The 16,128-nt window shown below is 74.2% G+C and carries 14 protein-coding genes and 1 pseudogene; 8 read left to right on the forward strand and 7 right to left on the reverse strand.

Annotation, left to right across the window (positions count from 1 at the left end):
- Together AB0G59_RS23710 and AB0G59_RS23715 are read left to right on the forward strand one after the other, a co-directional pair.
- Positions 1–262: pseudogene (locus tag AB0G59_RS23710) on the forward strand (hypothetical protein); the annotation flags it as partial.
- A 30-nt stretch (positions 263–292) separates the two neighbouring features.
- The gene (locus AB0G59_RS23715) at positions 293–1,048 is read left to right on the forward strand and encodes a hypothetical protein (protein ID WP_360914938.1); all 756 of its coding nucleotides are present in this window, start codon (positions 293–295) and stop codon (positions 1,046–1,048) included.
- Here the strand turns inward: AB0G59_RS23715 and AB0G59_RS23720 are convergent.
- Positions 1,026–2,324, reverse strand: coding sequence for a cytochrome P450 (locus AB0G59_RS23720; RefSeq protein ID WP_360914941.1), 1,299 nt, complete (start codon positions 2,322–2,324; stop codon positions 1,026–1,028). The genes AB0G59_RS23715 and AB0G59_RS23720 overlap by 23 nt on opposite strands.
- Positions 2,325–2,636: 312 nt before the next feature.
- Here AB0G59_RS23720 and egtA point away from each other — a divergent pair, with 312 nt between their 5' ends.
- Genes egtA through AB0G59_RS23745 form a run of 5 tightly spaced genes read left to right on the forward strand, consistent with a single transcriptional unit; the run spans position 2,637 to position 7,283 of the window.
- The gene (egtA, locus tag AB0G59_RS23725) at positions 2,637–3,917 is read left to right on the forward strand and encodes an ergothioneine biosynthesis glutamate--cysteine ligase EgtA (RefSeq protein ID WP_360914944.1); all 1,281 of its coding nucleotides are present in this window, start codon (positions 2,637–2,639) and stop codon (positions 3,915–3,917) included.
- Positions 3,914–5,242, forward strand: a complete 1,329-nt coding sequence (egtB, locus tag AB0G59_RS23730) for an ergothioneine biosynthesis protein EgtB (RefSeq protein WP_360914948.1) — start codon at positions 3,914–3,916, stop codon at positions 5,240–5,242. The genes egtA and egtB overlap by 4 nt, the downstream gene beginning before the upstream one ends.
- Positions 5,242–6,051 carry an ergothioneine biosynthesis protein EgtC gene (gene egtC, locus AB0G59_RS23735; protein WP_360914951.1) on the forward strand — a complete coding sequence of 270 codons (810 nt, stop codon included), beginning with the start codon at positions 5,242–5,244 and terminating at the stop codon, positions 6,049–6,051. The genes egtB and egtC overlap by 1 nt, the downstream gene beginning before the upstream one ends.
- Positions 6,048–7,016, forward strand: a complete 969-nt coding sequence (egtD, locus tag AB0G59_RS23740; protein ID WP_360914954.1) for an L-histidine N(alpha)-methyltransferase — start codon at positions 6,048–6,050, stop codon at positions 7,014–7,016. The genes egtC and egtD overlap by 4 nt, the downstream gene beginning before the upstream one ends.
- Before the next feature lie 54 nt (positions 7,017–7,070).
- Positions 7,071–7,283 carry a dodecin gene (locus tag AB0G59_RS23745; protein ID WP_360914957.1) on the forward strand — a complete coding sequence of 71 codons (213 nt, stop codon included), beginning with the start codon at positions 7,071–7,073 and terminating at the stop codon, positions 7,281–7,283.
- On the opposite strand, the gene AB0G59_RS23750 is transcribed toward AB0G59_RS23745, so the two are convergent.
- From AB0G59_RS23750 to AB0G59_RS23770, 5 genes are all read right to left on the reverse strand, one after another.
- On the reverse strand, positions 7,280–8,476 hold the full coding sequence (locus AB0G59_RS23750) for a cytochrome P450 (RefSeq protein WP_360914959.1): 1,197 nt from the start codon (positions 8,474–8,476) through the stop codon (positions 7,280–7,282). The genes AB0G59_RS23745 and AB0G59_RS23750 overlap by 4 nt on opposite strands.
- Positions 8,473–9,660 carry an MAB_1171c family putative transporter gene (locus tag AB0G59_RS23755; RefSeq protein WP_360914962.1) on the reverse strand — a complete coding sequence of 396 codons (1,188 nt, stop codon included), beginning with the start codon at positions 9,658–9,660 and terminating at the stop codon, positions 8,473–8,475. Before AB0G59_RS23755 ends, AB0G59_RS23750 begins: the two co-directional genes overlap by 4 nt.
- Positions 9,653–10,222, reverse strand: a complete 570-nt coding sequence (locus AB0G59_RS23760; protein WP_360914965.1) for a hypothetical protein — start codon at positions 10,220–10,222, stop codon at positions 9,653–9,655. The genes AB0G59_RS23755 and AB0G59_RS23760 overlap by 8 nt, the downstream gene beginning before the upstream one ends.
- 36 nt (positions 10,223–10,258) lie before the next feature.
- Positions 10,259–11,275, reverse strand: coding sequence for a phosphatidylinositol-specific phospholipase C domain-containing protein (locus AB0G59_RS23765; RefSeq protein ID WP_360914968.1), 1,017 nt, complete (start codon positions 11,273–11,275; stop codon positions 10,259–10,261).
- Between the two features lie 117 nt (positions 11,276–11,392).
- Complete coding sequence (locus AB0G59_RS23770) at positions 11,393–14,590, reverse strand: cytochrome P450 (protein WP_360914971.1); 3,198 nt, start codon at positions 14,588–14,590, stop codon at positions 11,393–11,395.
- A gap of 176 nt (positions 14,591–14,766) precedes the next feature.
- Between AB0G59_RS23770 and AB0G59_RS23775 the strand changes: the two genes are divergently transcribed.
- Positions 14,767–15,375 (forward strand): PAS domain-containing protein, encoded by a 609-nt coding sequence (locus AB0G59_RS23775; protein ID WP_360915156.1) that lies wholly within the window; start codon positions 14,767–14,769, stop codon positions 15,373–15,375.
- Here AB0G59_RS23775 and AB0G59_RS23780 read toward each other — a convergent pair.
- A complete protein-coding gene (locus AB0G59_RS23780) occupies positions 15,354–16,061 on the reverse strand; it encodes a (2Fe-2S)-binding protein (protein WP_360914974.1) in 708 nt (235 codons plus the stop codon). The two genes, AB0G59_RS23775 and AB0G59_RS23780, sit on opposite strands and share 22 nt — an antisense overlap.
- Positions 16,062–16,128 lie beyond the last annotated feature (67 nt).

Here is a 16,128-nt window from a genome sequence, read left to right on the forward strand (position 1 = left end):
CGCGCCGCCCACCCCGCGGCCCGTGCTGCACCGCGCGCCGCAGCCACCACCAGCGCCCGCGCCGCCACCGCCGGCGGCCCCCGCCGTGGCGGCCGCCCCGCCGCCCGAGTCCCACATCGCGCCCCGCGCGTACCACCAGAGCGTCACCAAGCCGGCCGCGGGCGGCACCTCGCTGGTCACGCTCACCCTGGTCCTCACCGCCCCGGCCGTCCTCGCCGCCGCGCTGCTGCGCCCGCGCTCCGGCGGCGGCCGCAGCCGCTGACCCCCGCACCATCGCCTCTGGAGGTTTCCCTTGTCCGAGTGGCTGGTTCTGGCCCTCGCCATGCTCGCCGCGTGCGCGGTCGTCCTGTCCATCACCGTGCTGAGGCAGCGCCGGATCAGCGACGACGACGATCCGTCCGAGACCCCCGACGTCATCGAGTACATGACGATGATGGTCGGCGTGGTCTACGCCATCGTCCTGGGCCTGGCCATCGCCGGCGTCTGGGAGGCGCGCAACTCCGCGCAGGACACCGTCCGGGCGGAGGCCCAGGCCCTGCACGAGGTCAGCGAGCGGGTGCAGGCGTACGCGCCGGCCGCCCGGGACCGTACGCGCGAGCAGGTGAACGCCTATGTGACGCACGTGGTCCGCAAGGAGTGGCCCATCATGCTCGAGGAGGGCGAACTCACCGACAAGGGCACGGAACTGCTGAACAAGGTGCGCGCCGACCTCACCGCGTACGAGCCGCGCAACGACCACGAGGGCCAGTCCTACCAGCCGTTGCTGGACCAGGTCGGCGCGGCGGACGCGGCGCGCCACGCGCGCTCCCAGTCCGCCGGGCCGACACTGCCGGGCGTGGTGTGGTTCGGGCTGCTGGCGGGGGCGCTGGTGGCGGTGGGGCTGATCTTCACGCTGCAGATCAGGCGCTCGGCGCGCGAGCTCATGCTGGCCGGGCTCTACAGCGCGCTGATCGCCTTCCTCCTCTTCCTCATCTGGGACTTCAACTCGCCCTTCGGGCACAGCGTGGGCGATGCCACGGGAGCGTTCAGCGAGATGTTCTCCATCTGACGGGCAGGTGCTTGAGGCCGTTCTGGAAGTTGGAGGTCAGCCGGACCGGCTCGCCCGCCCGCTCGAGGCCGGGCAGCCGGTCCAGCGCCGCCCGCAGCATGGCCCGCAGCTGCAGGCGCGCGAGGTGGGCGCCCAGGCAGAAGTGCGGGCCGAAGCCGAAGCTGACGTGGTCGTTGGGGCTGCGGGTGATGTCGAAGCGGTCCGGGTCGGCGAAGACACGCTCGTCGCGGTTGGCGGAGGCGTGGTAGACGACGACCTTCTCGCCGCGCCGGATGAGCTGCCCGCCGAGTTCGGTGTCCTGGGTGGCGGTGCGCCGGAAGTCCATCACGGGCGGCCAGTAGCGCAGCACCTCCTCCACCGCCGCATCGGTCAGGTCCGGCCGCCGGCGCAGCGCTTCGCAGCTCTCCGGGTGGTCCAGGAGGGTCAGCAGGCCGCCGGGGATGCCGTTGCGCAGGGTCTCGTTCCCGGCGACGGCGAAGAGGAAGAACATGTTCTCGAACTCCTCGCGGGTCAGTCCCGCCTGCCGCATCCGTGCCATCACGCTGCCGGGGCGGGGCCCGTCGGCCAGCGCGTGGGCGTAGGCGAACATGTCGGCGAGGGCCTCGCGCGACCGCGGGTTCAGCGGCTTGCCGCCGCGCTCCGGCGGCGCGGCGGGCCGGTGGGCGAGGGCGGCGCGGCCGATCGGGCTGAGCGCGGTGGGGTCGGCGGTGCTCGACGCGCGGTGATCGGCGTCCTGGTAGCCGATGACCCGATTGGACCAGTCGAAGAGCAGCCGCCGGTCCTCCTCCGGCACGCCCATGACGTGGGCGAGGGTCCACACCGGCAGATCGGCGGCGACCTCGACGAAGTCGGCCGCGCCCCGGCCGGCGACGGCGTCGACGAGGGCGCGGGCCCGCTCCTCGATGACGACCGCCAGATCCCGCACGGCACGCGGGGTGAAGGCCGCGGCGACGATGCGGCGCAGCCGGGCGTGGGCGGGCGGGTCCTGGTTGAGCATCATGGCCCGCACGAACTCCAGGTCGTCCGCGGTGTCCGGGTCGCGGATCTGGGTGGCGCCCAGGTGCGAGGAGAACAGCCCGGGGGTGCGCAGCACGTGCTTGACGTCGGCGTGCCGGAAGACCGCCCAGTAGCCGGGTCCGGCCGGCCAGGGGCCGACCGCGGTCTCCGGCACCCGGCAGACGGGGGCGCGCTCCCGTAGCTCCCGGAACAGCTCGTAGGGGACGCCGCGGGCGTAGGTGGCGGGGTCGAAGACGGCACTGGTCCGGCATGCGCTCACCTGCGGGACCGTACGTCCTCCTCTGGCGGGCTCGTCAAGGGCTCGCAACAATGTCCGGGTGACCACGAGTCCGGAAGCGGACGGCGAGATCCTCCTTGGGAGGCGCGATTTCCGGTCACGCGCCGTCCGCCGGCGCCACGCTCGCGGAAGACGGCGTGGACGGCCCGGCAGCGCGTCCGGCACGCCCTGCGCGCTCCCCGGCCGGGGCCGCCCGGGGGTCCGCAGATTGACCGGTTCACGGTCCGTCCCCCGCCACGCCCGACTGTCGCCGGTGTTTTGGGGGTACGGACCAACGGACGGGAGGTAGCAAGCGTGACCGATTGCTTTGCTGACAAGGAAGGCCTCACCAGGCCGGTCGGCGAATCGGAAGCCGATGCGTTCGTGCGCGGCATCTGTTTCAAGACCGGACCGCCCCGCCTTCTCGGTGTCGAACTGGAATGGCTCGTCCACGATCTGCACGACCGCACCCGCCCCGTCGCCCCCCACCGTCTGGCGGCCGCCGCCGACCGTGTGGGAGCGCTGCCGCTGCGGTCGTTGTTCACTGTCGAACCCGGTGGCCAGCTGGAATTCAGCTCACAGCCCGCCGGGTCCCTCACCGCCTGTGTGGAGGACCTCAGCGCCGACCTCGCCCTGGCCCGCGCCGAGCTCCAATCGCTGGGCCTGACCCTGGCGGGGTACGGCAAGGAGCCGTGGTACGAACCCCCTCGCGTCCGGGACGAGGCCCGCTACAACGCGATGGAGGTCTACTACGACCGGATCAACGGTGCCGGGCGCAACGTGATGTGCCGGACGGCGTCGGTGCAGGTCTGCGTGGACGCCGGGTACGAGGAGCCGGGGCCGCTGGGGTATCTGCAGCGCTGGCGACTGGCGCATCTGCTGGGCGCGGTGCTGTCCGCCGCGTTCGCCAATTCCCCCCTCCACCTGGGGCGACCCAGCGGATGGCGCTCCACCCGGCAGGCCTGCTACGCACGGATGGACCCGGGCCGCACCCTCGCCCCGGTGGGCCATCGCGATCCGCGGGCGGCCTGGGCGGCGTACGCGCTGAACGCCAACGTGATGTTCGTGCGGTCCGACGACGAGCCCTGGGCGGTGCAGCAGGGGCTGGCCCTGCGCCAGTGGGCCCGGACGGGCCGTCCGCGGCTGCCCACGGTCGGCGATGTCGCCTACCACCTGACCACGCTGTTCCCGCCCATAAGGCCGCGCGGCCATCTGGAGCTGCGCATGATGGACGCGCAGCCGGGTGACGACGGCTGGATCGTGCCGCTGGCGGTGACCGCCGCGTTGTTCGACGATCCGTCGGCGGCGGAGGCCGCCTTCCGCGCGGTGAAGGCGCTGGCGGACGCGCCCAGCCGGCAGCCGGCGCCGCGCAACGCGCTCTGGCGCAGGGCGGCCCGGCACGGCCTGGCCGACCCCGAGCTGCACGCCGCCGCCGTGGCCTGCTTCGCCGCCGCCCGGGAGGCGCTGCCCCGGCTCGGCGCGCAGGCCGCTGTCCTCGACGCCGTGGACGCGTTCACGGCCCGTTACGTCGACCGCGGCCGGTGCCCGGCCGACGATCTGCTGGACGAGGTCGCCGGCAAGGGGGTCCGCCGGTGAGCGCCCCGGAGCAGGACCCCGTCACCCTGCGCGAGCGCGCCGCGGGCGCCCTGCTCACCGCCCGCGAGCGCACTCGCGCCCTGACCGGCTGCGTCGACGAGCGGGAGCTGACCGCGCAGCACTCGCCGCTGATGTCGCCGCTGGTGTGGGACCTGGCGCACATCGGCAATCAGGAGGAGCTGTGGCTGCTGCGTGCCGTGGCCGGGCACGAGGCGCTGCGCCCCGAGATCGACTCCGTGTACGACGCCTTCGAGCATCCGCGCGCCGAGCGGCCGTCGCTGCCCCTGCTGACGCCGGGGGAGGCGCGGGGGTACGTCGCGGAGGTGCGCGGCAGGGTGCTGGACGTCCTGGAGCGCACCCCGGTGCTGGGCGGCGGGCCGCTGGTGGAGGACAGCTTCGCCTTCGGCATGATCGCCCAGCATGAGCAGCAGCACGACGAGACCATGCTCATCACGCACCAGCTGCGCGGCGGCCCGCCGGCACTCACCGCCCCCGAGCCGCCGCCGGCCGCGCCGGACGCCGCCCTGCTGCCGGCGGAAGTGCTGGTCGAGGGGGGCCCGTTCACCATGGGCACCTCGACCGAGCCCTGGGCACTGGACAACGAACGGCCCGCGCATCCGCGCTTCGTACCGTCGTTCTTCATCGACACCCTGCCGGTGAGCAACGGCGCGTATCTGCGGTTCATCGAGGACGGCGGCTACGACGATCCGCGCTGGTGGCATCCGCGGGGCTGGGAGCAGGTGCGCCGCCACGGGCTGGGTGCCCCGCTGTTCTGGCGGCGCGAGGGCAGTGCGTGGGTGCGGCGGCGGTTCGGGGTCGTGGAGCCCGTGCCGCCGGCCGAGCCGGTGCTGCACGTGAGCTGGTACGAGGCCGAGGCCTACGCGGCGTGGGCGGGGCGTCGGCTGCCCACGGAGGCCGAGTGGGAGAAGGCCGCCCGGCACGACCCGGTCTCCGGCCGCTCGAGGCGCTATCCGTGGGGCGAGGAGGACCCCACGCCCGAGCACGCCAACCTCGGCCAGCGACATCTGCGCCCGGCGCCCGTCGGCGCCTATGCGAGGGGCGCGTCGTCGCTGGGGGTGCGGCAGCTGATCGGGGACGTGTGGGAGTGGACGGCGAGCGACTTCCTGCCGTATCCGGGCTTTAGGGCCTTTCCCTACCGGGAGTACTCCGAGGTGTTCTTCGGCGACCGCCACAAGGTGCTGCGGGGCGGGTGCTTCGCGGTCGACCCGGTGGCCTGCCGGGGGACGTTCCGCAACTGGGATCTGCCGGTCCGCCGGCAGATCTTCTCCGGTTTCCGTACCGCTCGCGACGCGGAACCCTCCTGATGTGCCGTCATATCGCCGTGCTGGGCCCGGACGCCCCGCTCGGTGAGAGCCTCGTCGTGCCCCCGTACGCGCTGGTGCGCCAGTCGTGGGCGCCGCGGTACATGCGCAACGGCACGGTCAGCGCGGACGGCTTCGGCGTCGGCTGGTACGCGCCGGGCGATCCGCTGCCGGCGCGCTACCGGCGGGCCGGGCCGATCTGGGGGGACGAGTCGTTCGCCGATCTCGCCCGCGTCGTGCGGGCCCCGGCGCTGCTGGCGGCGGTGCGGGACGCGACGTTCGCGGGAGCGGACGCGGAGGCGGCCGCGGCACCCTTCGCGGGCGGCCCCTGGCTGTTCAGCCACAACGGTGCGCTGACCGGGTGGCCGGACTCGGCCGCCCCGCTCGCCCCGCTGCTGCCGCCGGGAGCGCTGCTGCGGCTCGCGGCGCAGTCGGACTCGGCGTTCGTCTGGGCGCTGGTGGAGCACCGGCTGCTGGCCGGCGAGCCGATGGGGCGGGCGCTGGCGGGGGCGGTGACGACGCTGGTACAGGCGGCGCCGGGCTCGCGGCTGAACCTGCTCCTGACGGACGGGGCGGCCGTCGCGGCCACCGCCTGGGGCGACTCGCTCTGGTACCTGGCCGACCCCGGCGCGCGCCGGACGGTCGTGGCCTCCGAGCCGTACGACGACGATCCCCGCTGGAGAGAGGTCTGCGACCGCACGCTCCTGACCGCCGACCGCACCGGCGTCACGCTGTCCCCACTCGACCCTCAGTCCCCGCCTGCCGCTTCCTCGCGTCCTTCGCGTTTCCCGCTCAAGGAGCCCGTTTCGTGAGTCCGTTCGTCCTCACCCGCACCCTCCCCCTCGACGCGACGGCCGCCGCCCTGCGGGCGGACGTGGCCGAAGGCCTGACCCGCTCACCCAAGGAACTGCCCCCCAAGTGGTTCTACGACGCCCGCGGCAGCGAGCTCTTCGACGAGATCACGCTGCTGCCCGAGTACTACCCGACGCGCGCCGAGCGCGAGATCCTCATCGCCCGGGCCGGCGACATCGCCGCGGCCACCGGCGCCCGTACGCTCGTCGAGCTGGGATCGGGCTCCTCGGACAAGACCCGCCACCTGATCCGGGCCCTGGCGGAGCTGGAGACCTACGTCCCCGTCGACGTCAGCGAGAGCGCGCTCTCCGGTGCCGCGCGGACGCTGCTGGCCGAGCACCCGGCGCTGACCGTGCACGCCCTCGTCGCCGACTTCCAGTACGGGCTGGCCCTGCCCGACGTGCCCGGCCCGCGCATCGTCGCCTTCCTCGGCGGCACCATCGGCAATCTGCTGCCGGCCGAGCGCGCGACGTTCCTCGCCGGCATCCGCTCCGGCCTCGCCCCCGGCGACGCGCTGCTGCTCGGCACCGACCTGGTCAAGGACGAGCGGGTGCTCGTACCGGCCTACGACGACGCCCAGGGGGTCACCGCCGCCTTCAACAAGAACGTCCTGACCGTCATCAACCGCGAGCTCGGCGCGGACTTCGACCCCGGCGACTTCGACCACGTCGCCCTGTGGGACGCGCGGCGCGAGTGGATCGAGATGCGGCTGCGGGCCCGGAAGCCGGTGGTGGCCAAGATCCCCGCGCTGGACCTGGCCGTGCACTTCGAGCCGGGCGAGGAGCTGCGGACCGAGGTCTCCGCGAAGTTCCGCCAGGAGGGCGTCCGCGAGGAGCTGGCGGCGGCCGGGCTGGAGCTCACCCACTGGTGGACGGACGAGGAGGACCGGTTCGCCCTGTCCCTGTCGGTGCCGGTGGTGCCGTAGCCCCCCTGCCTCCCCCGCCTCGCGCCGGCGCGGGAGGTGGGGCACGGTGGGACCATGTCCAACCACACCTATCGGGTGACAGAGATCGTCGGCTCCTCGCAGAACAGCGTGGACGAGGCGATCCGCAACGGGATCGACCGCGCCGCGCAGACGCTGCGGGAGCTGGACTGGTTCGAGGTGACCCAGATCCGCGGCCACCTCGAGAACGGTGCGATCGCGCACTACCAAGTGGGCCTCAAGGTCGGGTTCCGGCTGGAGGACGCCTAGGGGCGGCCGCCGGAACCGACGGTGACCGGCAGCGCCTTGAGGGCGTGGGACCGGAACGAGGCACGCCGGCGCAGCGTCCGCGGCGCGGCCGCGAGGCCGATGCGCGGGAAGCGCTCCAGCAGGGTGCCCAGCGCGATCGCGGTCTCCATGCGGGCGAGCGGTGCCCCGAGGCAGTAGTGCAGGCCCTGGCCCAGCGAGAGGTGCTGCTTGTCCTCGCGGTGGATGTCGAACGCGTCCGGGTCCCGGTGGCGTTCGGGGTCGCGGTTGGCGGAGGCGATGCCGAGCATCACGGTGTCCCCGGCCGGAATGCGGACGCCGTCGATGTCGACGTCCTGCGTGGGGAACCGGCGGATGGCCCACTGGTTGGGGTGGGCGTGGCGCAGGATCTCCTCGACCGCGCCCGGCAGCAGGCCGGGGTCGGAGCGCACCGCGTCCAGCTGCCCGGGGTGGCCGAGCAGGGTCAGCAGGCCGTTGGTGATGAGGTGCTGGGTGTTCTCGCTGCCGGCGAGCAGGATGAGGAAGGCGAGGGAGACCAGTTCGTCCTCGCTGAGCCGGTCCCCCTCGTCGCGGGCGGCGATCATCGCCGACAGCAGGTCCTCCCCGGGGGCGGCGCGCCGGGCGGCGACCAGGTCCAGCAGGAAGCGGTGGATGTGGCCGACGCTCTCCGCGATCTGTCCGGGGTACGCGGGGTCGAACATCGCGCCCGCCCAGGCGGAGAAGGGGCGCCGGCTGTCCTCGGGCACGCCGAGCAGGTCCCCGATGACGATCAGCGGCAGCGGATTGGCGTAGTGCTCGACCAGGTCGGCCGCGCCGTCGTGGGCGGCGAGCCCGTCGGCGAGGCGGTCGGCCGCGGCCCGCACCCGCCCGCGCAGGTCCTCGACGCGGCGGGGGGTGAACGCCTTGGACACCAGGCGGCGCAGGCGCAGGTGGTCGGCGGGGCCGATGTTGAGCAGGTTGGCGTCCAGGGCCGGCGGCAGGGTGAAGCCCTTGTAGCCGCTGCGGGAGTGGGCCTTGTCGACCGAGAGCCTGCCGTCGCCCAGCCCGGCACGGACGTCCCGTTCGCGCAGCACCAGCCAGATCGGGGAGCCGTCCGGGGTGGTGACGTGGTGCACCGGGCCTTCGGCGCGCAGCCGGGCGTACACCGGGTAGGGGTCGTCGAAGAACGCCGCGTCGAACGGCATGGGCAGGGTCATGCTGTTTCCTCGGTCCGGGGGCTCGTGGTGTCCGCCAGGGCGGCGGTGACGAGGGGCGAGCCGGCGAACGCGCGGGCCAGCCTGCGCTGGAAGGCCAGTTCGGCGGCGAGGTCGCCCGGTTCGGCGACGCGCGGGGCGTGGGTGTGTACGGCCGGCTGCCGCTGTGCGGCCTTCGCCTGGATCGCGGCGCGGAGCTGGGCCGCTTCGACGACGGCGGCCACGTCGTCGTCCCGCAGCCGCGCGGCCTCGGCCCGGCGGCGGGCGGCGTCGGCCACGGCGGGGTCCATCCAGGTCCGCAGGGACCACTGGGCGTCGCGGATCTCCACCACCGTGCGGTACAGCCGGGTGCGCAGGTCCGCCCGGGGGTCCAGCGGTATGACGGGTTCGGGCACCAGGGCGGTGACCTCGCGGTGGAAGGGGACCAGCTCGCGGTAGGTGAGGCGGTCCCTGACGCCGTCCGCCAGGGTGCTCAGGTGGCGTCCCCAGTCGGGGATCGTCCAGCCGATGATCTTGGTGATGGTGGCGATGGTGACGGCGAGCTGGGCGACGGGTTCCCAGGCGCGTCCGTCGGTGCCGAACTGCCCGGCGATGACGTCCGCTGCCCGGCAGCCGCTGTAGACCAGGGCGAACGGCAGGGTGAGGGCGATCAGGAGCAGGCCGCGGCGCAGCCACGGGGTGGCGGCGACCTTGGCGTAGCGCCAGCCCAGGATGCCGACGTCGATCTGGTTCGCCGTGTAGGCCACGAGGTAGACGGTGATGTACGCGGGGTAGTACTGGGCCTTGGACAGGGCGAAGTCGTTCGGCGCCTCCCGCTGGATGGTGGCCGCCGAGAAGAGCGTCACCATCGTGACGAGGACCAGGGCGAGGGCGATGAGGCGGGGCACCGCCTTGCGCCAGGCGGTGGCCCGTTCGTGGGTGAGGTGCAGCAGCACCAGCTGCTGGCAGGCGGACATCAGCACCACGCAGCTCTGGGTGAGCAGTCCGGAGAAGTTGACGATGCCCGCGGCCCGGCTGGTGGCCACCCATACGACGGGGGTGGAGACGGTGTAGGTGATCCCCAGGAGGAGGAAGTTGCCCGTCAGCGCCAGTTGTGCGGCGGAGCGGTCGGTGCGCAGGACACGGGTTTTGTACAGCAGGGCCAGCCACGCCACGCCGGCGCAGACGGGATACAGGACGCTATTCATCTCTCCCTCGGAGGGTCGGGGACTCCAGGGCGGCGAGCCGGGCGGCCAGTTCCCGGGCTTCGGGCGGCACGGTCCAGGTGCGTTGCGCCGTCCAGGTGCCGATCTGGCGGCCGATGAGGGAGCCGACGAGCTCCGCTTCGAGTTCGACCTCGGAGTGCTCGTGTTCGCGGCCCAGCACTCTGCGCACCATCTCGGGGTCGAGGGAGGGCAGCAGGAGCCGGGAGGAGTCGGCGGTCATCACGGGGGCCGCGTCGTGGTCGCAGACGACGTGGCCGATCTCGTGGAGGATCACCTGGTGCTGGTGGACGGGGGCGAGGCGTTGTTCGAAGACGACGTAGTCCTGGGCCTCGGCGGAGACCCACAGCCCGTCGGGGCTGCCGAGGGGCAGCTCCAGGGGGATGAGGTGGATGGGGCGGCCGTGCAGGCTGCTGATGTGTGCGCAGACCTCGTCGATCGTCAAGGTGCCCCGGGTGGGCAGGCCGAGGGCCCGTACCCGTTCCTCGCACTGCTCCCTGATGCCTCCCGGGCGCTTGCCGCCCGGCCCGAACCGCCATCGCACCACGATCACCGTCTCCTCACCCGCCCCGGCCCGGCGGCGTCAGCCGCGTGGCGCCACCGTCGCGAGCACCTGCGGCAGCGGGTACCAGTCGGCGGTGGCGAAGCTGGCGTGGGCTCTGGCCAGGAGGGAGACGCGCTCGCGGGCCTGGGCTTCGGTGGGGCGGGTGATGTCGATGGCGGGCGGCACGTTGTGGGCGTCGGTCATGACGAGGAGGTAGTGCCGGCTGTCGTACCAGGCGGTGTCGATGCCGCCCTTGAGGTAAGTGGCGGCGTCGCCGTCGAAGAGCACGAACCAGGGGCGGATGCCGGCGTCGGCGTAGCGGGTGCGCGGGTCGCCGGGGACCGCGCCGTGGACGGCGGGGAAGGCACCGGCCTCGCGGATGCGGCCGGATGCGGCGAGGTCGCGCAGGTGGGTGGCGTACTCGCGGTCGGTCCACAGGCGGTCGGCGGGGTTGCGCTCCTCGAGGGTGCCGGGGATGAGTTCCACGAGGAACTTGCCGGCCAGGGCGGAGCGGTCCGCCCAGCGCCCGGCCCGTGCGGCCTCGTCGAGCGTGGCGTGCTTGCCCAGCAGGTCGGCGGGGCGGTAGAGGGCGTCGCCGAGCCGGCTGGTGAGCAGGGCGTCGAGCTCGGCGGGGCCGCGGCCGCTGTCGGCGTTGAAGCCGTCCTTCATCTCGACCTTGAGCAGCACCGGCCGGTGGTCGGGGTGGGCGTCGTGCCAGGCGCGGATGTCGGCGAGGCAGCCGGCGAGGGGCTGGTTGCGGGACTTGGTGCGCAGTTCGGCCGGTGAGCCGGCGCCCTCGCAGTTGTTGGCGTTGCGCAGCGGGTTGGCGTGGGAGACGCGGAAGGAGCTGCCGCCGAAGCCGTTGGACCACACGTCGAGCTCCAGGAGGGAGGCGCCGGAGTCCAGGGCGTCGGCGAAGTAGGGGTACTTGGCCTGTTCGTAGGCGTTGTGCACCCCCACCGACGTGGTGGCGGCGTAGGAGAGGGGCCGGGCGGGCGCCGCCCCGGCGGGGGCCGTCGGGGCGGCCAGTGCGGCCGCCACCGCGACCGCGGTCACTCCGGTTCGTATGGCCGTCCGCAAGGTCCCCACCACTTTCGTCTCCGTGCTCGGTGATCGCTGATGTGATCGATGAGCAGGTTACGGGAGTTGACCAAGTGGTAGGGACCCCAGGTCTCAGCCGGCGGCGTAGACGTCCTCGACGTAGCGTCCGGCGTCGGTCAGTTCGCGCAGCCACGCGTCGGCGGCGCGGGCGTCGGAGCCGGTCCGGCGGGCGTGGAGGTCGCGCAGGGCGGCGCGTACGCCCGGTGCCATGCGGGCGCCGTCGCCGCAGACGTACACCCGCGCCCCGGACTCCAGCAGGGACCAGATCTCGTCGCCCTCGGCGGCCAGGCGGTGTTGGACGAACGGGCCGCCGCCGGCCTCCGGCCGGGCGCTGAAGGCGGGGCGCACGGAGACCGCGCCCGCCTCCTGCGCCGCGTGGAGCTCGGCGCGGTGCAGGAAGTCGGCGTCGGGGTCGTCGCAGCCGAAGTACAGCAGGGCGGGCGCCGGCCGGGTGCCGGCCGCGGCGAGGGCGGCGCGGTCGGCGACCACGCCCCTAAAGGGGGCCAGGCCCGTGCCGGCGGCGATCATCACGACCGGGGTCCGCTCGTGGTCGGTGACGCGGAACGCCTCGCGGCACGGCTGGACTCGGGCCAGGACGGTGTCACCGGGCCTCAGTCCTGCGAGGTGCGCGGAGCCGGTGCCGTGGAACTCGCCCCGGCCGGAGCGGGCGGGGGCCCGCAGGAGGGAGACCATGAGGTCGACGTGGCGGGCGTCGGCGGCCGGGGAGGAGGAGATGGAGTAGTGCCGCGGGCGCATCGGGGGCAGCAGCTCCAGCAGGGCGGCCGGGCCGAGGGTGCCGCGCAGGGCGGGGTGGTCCTCGATGAGGTCCAGGACGGTGCGCGGGTCGTCGGCGGCGACGGCGCGCAGGGCTGCCTGCTCGGGCGGGCAGGGGTTGCGGTCGGCCAGCGCCTGAAGCTGACGGGGCGTCGGGCGCTGTTGCAGTTCCAGGTGGTGGGAGAGGAGTTCGCCGGCGGTCAGCGGCCTGTCGACGGGAAGGCTGTCGCGTCCGGGGCGGTGCGGGTGGACGGACAGGACGGTGGCGGGGTCGACGCCGAAGAGGGCGGCGGCGCGGTCGACGAGGCGGGGGTCGTTGACGGGCAGGACGGTGAGGTGGTCGGCGGTGCGGTAGGTGACGCCGTCGGGGAGGGCCAGGCGCAGGAAGCGCTTGGTGCGCGGGTGGGCGGGGTCGGTGAGTTCATGGGCCTCGGTGACCGTCATGGGCACCATGTCGTGCCGGGCCGCCAGCGCCGAGAGCGGGTCGCCGGTGATCTCGGTGACGCTGTGGGCGGGGCCGTCGGGCGACGCCGGCCGGGCCGCGCCGGCGCTCGCGGGGTCGCCGTAGTGCTCCAGGAGCGTCCGGGTCAGGGCCCGGGTGAACTCCTCCACGGCGCCGTTCAGGTCGCCGGAGGCGTCGGCCTCGGCGCGGGGCAGCAGGCGCGTGCCGCCGAGGGCTTCGAGGCGCTCGTCGAGGAGGGTGGGCACGCGCTGGTAGGTGGCGGCCCAGTTGCGGTCGCCGATGCCGAGGACGGCGTAGGGGACCCCGGCGGCCGCGCCCGGTGCGGCCTCGCGCTCGGCCCACTGCGTGAAGCGGGCGGCGTCGTCCGTGGGGCGGCCGTTGTACGAGGCGGCGACGACGACCACGGGGGTGCCGGCGGGCAGGGCGCCGGTGTGGTCGTCGAGCGGGGCGAGGGCGGCGTCGAAGCCGAGGCGGCCGGCCTCGTCGGCGATGCCCCGGGCCAGGTCGCGGCAGGTGCCGTAGTTGGAGCCGTGCAGGACCAGCAGGCCGGTGCCCTGGCGGGCGCGGGTGGGCAGTTCGGGGTCGTCGCTCCGGTCGGTGCGCACGGTGGTGGAGGTGCCGCCAGGGAAGGCGCCGCGGCCGAGGGCGCGGTCGGCGGAGGTGCGGCGCGCGAGGGTGAGGGTGAAGCCGTCGGGCTTGAGGGTAAGGGTCTCCTTGACACGCAGCCGGTAGCCGGCGCTGTCGATGAGGCGGTAGCGGTGGACCAGGAGGGCCAGCAGCATGGTGGCCTCGTGCAGGGCGAACTGGCGGCCGATGCAGGCGCGTTCGCCGGTGCCGAAGGGCTTGTAGGCGTGCGGTGAGCGGGCCGCCTCCGCCTCGGGTGCGAAGCGTGTGGGGTCGAACAGCTCGGGGTTGTCGCCCCAGACGGGGTCGCGGTGCAGCATCGGGGTGAGGACGGTGACGCCTTCCCCCGCGCGCAGCGGGTAGCGGCCGCCGAGCAGGGTGTCCTCGCGGGGCTCGCGGACGAAGGCGGCCGCAGTGGGCCACAGCCGCAGGGCCTCGCTCAGGACCTGGCGGGTCCAGCGCAGCCGGCCTATGTCCTCGAAGGTCGGGTCCGGGTCCTCGGTGTCGCCCCACAGCTCGTCGGCCTCGCGCTGGACCAGGCGCAGCGAGACGGGGTCCTTCAGGAGGTGGTGGAGGGCGAAGGACAGTGCCCCGGAGGTGGTTTCGTGGCCGGCGATGAGGAAGGTGATGACCTGGTTGCGGATGTTGGCCGCGTCGAGGGTGGTGCCGTCGGCGGGGTGCGGGGCGCCGAGCATGAGGCCGAGGAGGTCGTCGGTGCGGGTGTCGCCGGAGGCCGTGCGGGCGCTGACGACGTCGTCGACGACGGTGGTCAGGAAGGCGGCGTCGGCCCGGAAGGCCGCGTCCTCGGCCGCGTAGTCCCCGCCGGGGTCCCGGCCCAGCTGGTTCATGCTCCACTCCAGGCAGCGCACCATGGCGCCGACGAAGGGGTGCGGTTCGCCGCCGCGTGCGAAGGACTCGAAGTCGTAGCCGAACCCGGCCAGTCCGATGGTGTCGAGGGTCATCCGCGTCATGTCCTCGGGGACGTCGACGGGGGTGCCGGCGGCGAGGTGGGCGTCCCAGGAGTCGATGAGCCGGCGGGCGACCTTGACCATGGCCGGGTGGTAGGCGCGCATCGAGCCCAGGGCGAAGGCGGGCATCAGGATGTCGTGCGCCTTGGCCCAGTTGGGTTCGTGGTTGTAGGCGGTGAACAGGCCGTCGGCGGTGAACTCGCGGACGTTCTCCAGGGCCGGGCCGACGTGCTTGGTGAAGCGTTCCTCGTCGGCGAGCTCGGCGACCAGGTCGAGCGAGGTGACGAAGAGCCGGTCGCTGTCGTGCAGGCGGCGCCGGAAGATCGGGCCGTGCCGGCGGGCCAGGCGCATCGCCTGCTGCAGGGGGGTGCCGGTGGCCCCGACGGCGGAGACGTCCACGAGGGGAATGGCGGCCGCGGGGGCCTGGGTCACATACGTCATGCGTTCAGCCTCGCCGCCCCGCCTCGAGCCGCCCGGCCCGCGGACTACATGATTGTGCAGTGGCTCCCGGCGCGTCGCGCTTGCGCACGTGCCGGGGCCGGGCACCGAGGTGGGCGAGCGAGGAGACCGGGTCCGTGAACAGCGAGCAGTTCTTCGCGTGGCGCAATTACTTCCTCATGCTGCTCGACCGCGTCCCGGTGCCGATCGCCATCTGTACGTGCGAGGGCGTGGTGACCGTCGCCAACCCGGCCATGGCCGCCCAGTGGGGCCTGTCCCCCGGCCAGATGCGGGGCCGCAGACTGCTGGACCTCTTCCGGCCCAGCAGCAGCGCCGCCGGCCAGCTCGGCAGGCTCGCCGAGGCGCTGCGGCTGGGCCACCGGTCCCGCTACACCATCGACGTGCGCTGGCGGCAGGGCGCGCGGGAGCCCGAGCGGGAGGGCGAGCTGCTGGTGGACCCGGTCGGCGATCCCTCCCCGGAGTTCCCCACGCTGCTGGCGGTGCTGCGGGTACGGGACGAGCCCGTGGCACGGGAGCCGGTGGCCGAGGTCAGCGAGGTGGAGGGGCTGATCCTCGCGCTGGCCGCCGCCGGGGCCACGACGGCCGCCATCGGCAAGGCGGTCGGGCTGACGGTGGACGGCGTCAACTACCACCTGGGCCGGCTCACCCGGCGCTGGCACGTGCCCAACCGCACGGCCCTGGTGGCCAAGGCGTACGTGCTGGGCGTGCTGGCCCCCGGGCAGTGGCCGCCGGCGCCTCCCGCCGCTCAGCGCCCGCGGGGCGGGTGACGCAGCACGCAGTCCCCGCACATGCCGCCGCCGGGCACCCGGTAGTACAGGCAGCAGGTGCGCCGCTCGAAGACCGGGCCGCCGCGGGTGCGGCGCAGGGTGCCGGTGTCGCACAGCAGCGGGTCCTGGAACAGGGCCCGGGTGAGGACGAGCGCGTGCTCGGCGTCCTGCGGGCGGTTGTGCTCCAGGCACCAGATGTGCAGGACGCGCAGGGAACCGGCCAGGGAGGACGCGGCGTTGCCCCACAGCAGCCGGGCCGAGACGGGCGTCGTGGCACGGGTGGCGTGGTGCAGGGGAACCAGCAGGCCGTGCAGCACGGCGGCCGAGATCCGTTCGGCCTGCCCGGCCGGGTCCGCGGCCGGCGCGAGGGCGGCCGGTGCGGGGAGCAGGAGGTCGTCGGGGGCGCTGCGGGCGGGGTGCCACCGCAGACCGCCGCCGGCCAGGTCGGGGACCCGCCCGGTCAGCACGGCCGAGCCGAGCGCGATGGACGTCAGCCGGCCCGCGATGCCCTGGAAGGCGATGGAGGCGGCCACGCGGCGGTCCGCCGTCCCCAGCCGCTCGGCGACGGTCTCCACGCGCAGCCGCACGGCCTCTTCGCCCAGGGGCAGATAGCCGGGGCCTTCGGGGTCGTCGCCGGTGCGCAGGGCGAAGAACGGTCCGACGTCGGCGAGTTCGCGAAGGCGCATGGGCCGGTCGGTTCCTTCGGTCGGTCGTCCGCCCCGCAGGGCGGGGCAGGGGGTCGAAAGCGACCAG

Origin of the sequence: Streptomyces sp. NPDC021096, from assembly GCF_040641275.1 — a bacterium.
In the GTDB taxonomy this organism is placed as follows: domain Bacteria; phylum Actinomycetota; class Actinomycetes; order Streptomycetales; family Streptomycetaceae; genus Streptomyces.

Bases quoted from the DNA above. Each gene is read 5' to 3' on its own strand.
- AB0G59_RS23775 (WP_360915156.1), top strand. From the start codon at position 14,767: ATGCTGCTCGACCGCGTCCCGGTGCCGATCGCCATCTGTACGTGCGAG.
- AB0G59_RS23745 (WP_360914957.1), top strand. From the start codon at position 7,071: ATGTCCAACCACACCTATCGGGTGACAGAGATCGTCGGCTCCTCGCAG.
- AB0G59_RS23750 (WP_360914959.1), bottom strand. From the start codon at position 8,476: ATGACCCTGCCCATGCCGTTCGACGCGGCGTTCTTCGACGACCCCTAC.
- AB0G59_RS23780 (WP_360914974.1), bottom strand. From the start codon at position 16,061: ATGCGCCTTCGCGAACTCGCCGACGTCGGACCGTTCTTCGCCCTGCGC.
- AB0G59_RS23755 (WP_360914962.1), bottom strand. From the start codon at position 9,660: ATGAATAGCGTCCTGTATCCCGTCTGCGCCGGCGTGGCGTGGCTGGCC.
- AB0G59_RS23770 (WP_360914971.1), bottom strand. From the start codon at position 14,590: ATGACGTATGTGACCCAGGCCCCCGCGGCCGCCATTCCCCTCGTGGAC.
- egtC (WP_360914951.1), top strand. From the start codon at position 5,242: ATGTGCCGTCATATCGCCGTGCTGGGCCCGGACGCCCCGCTCGGTGAG.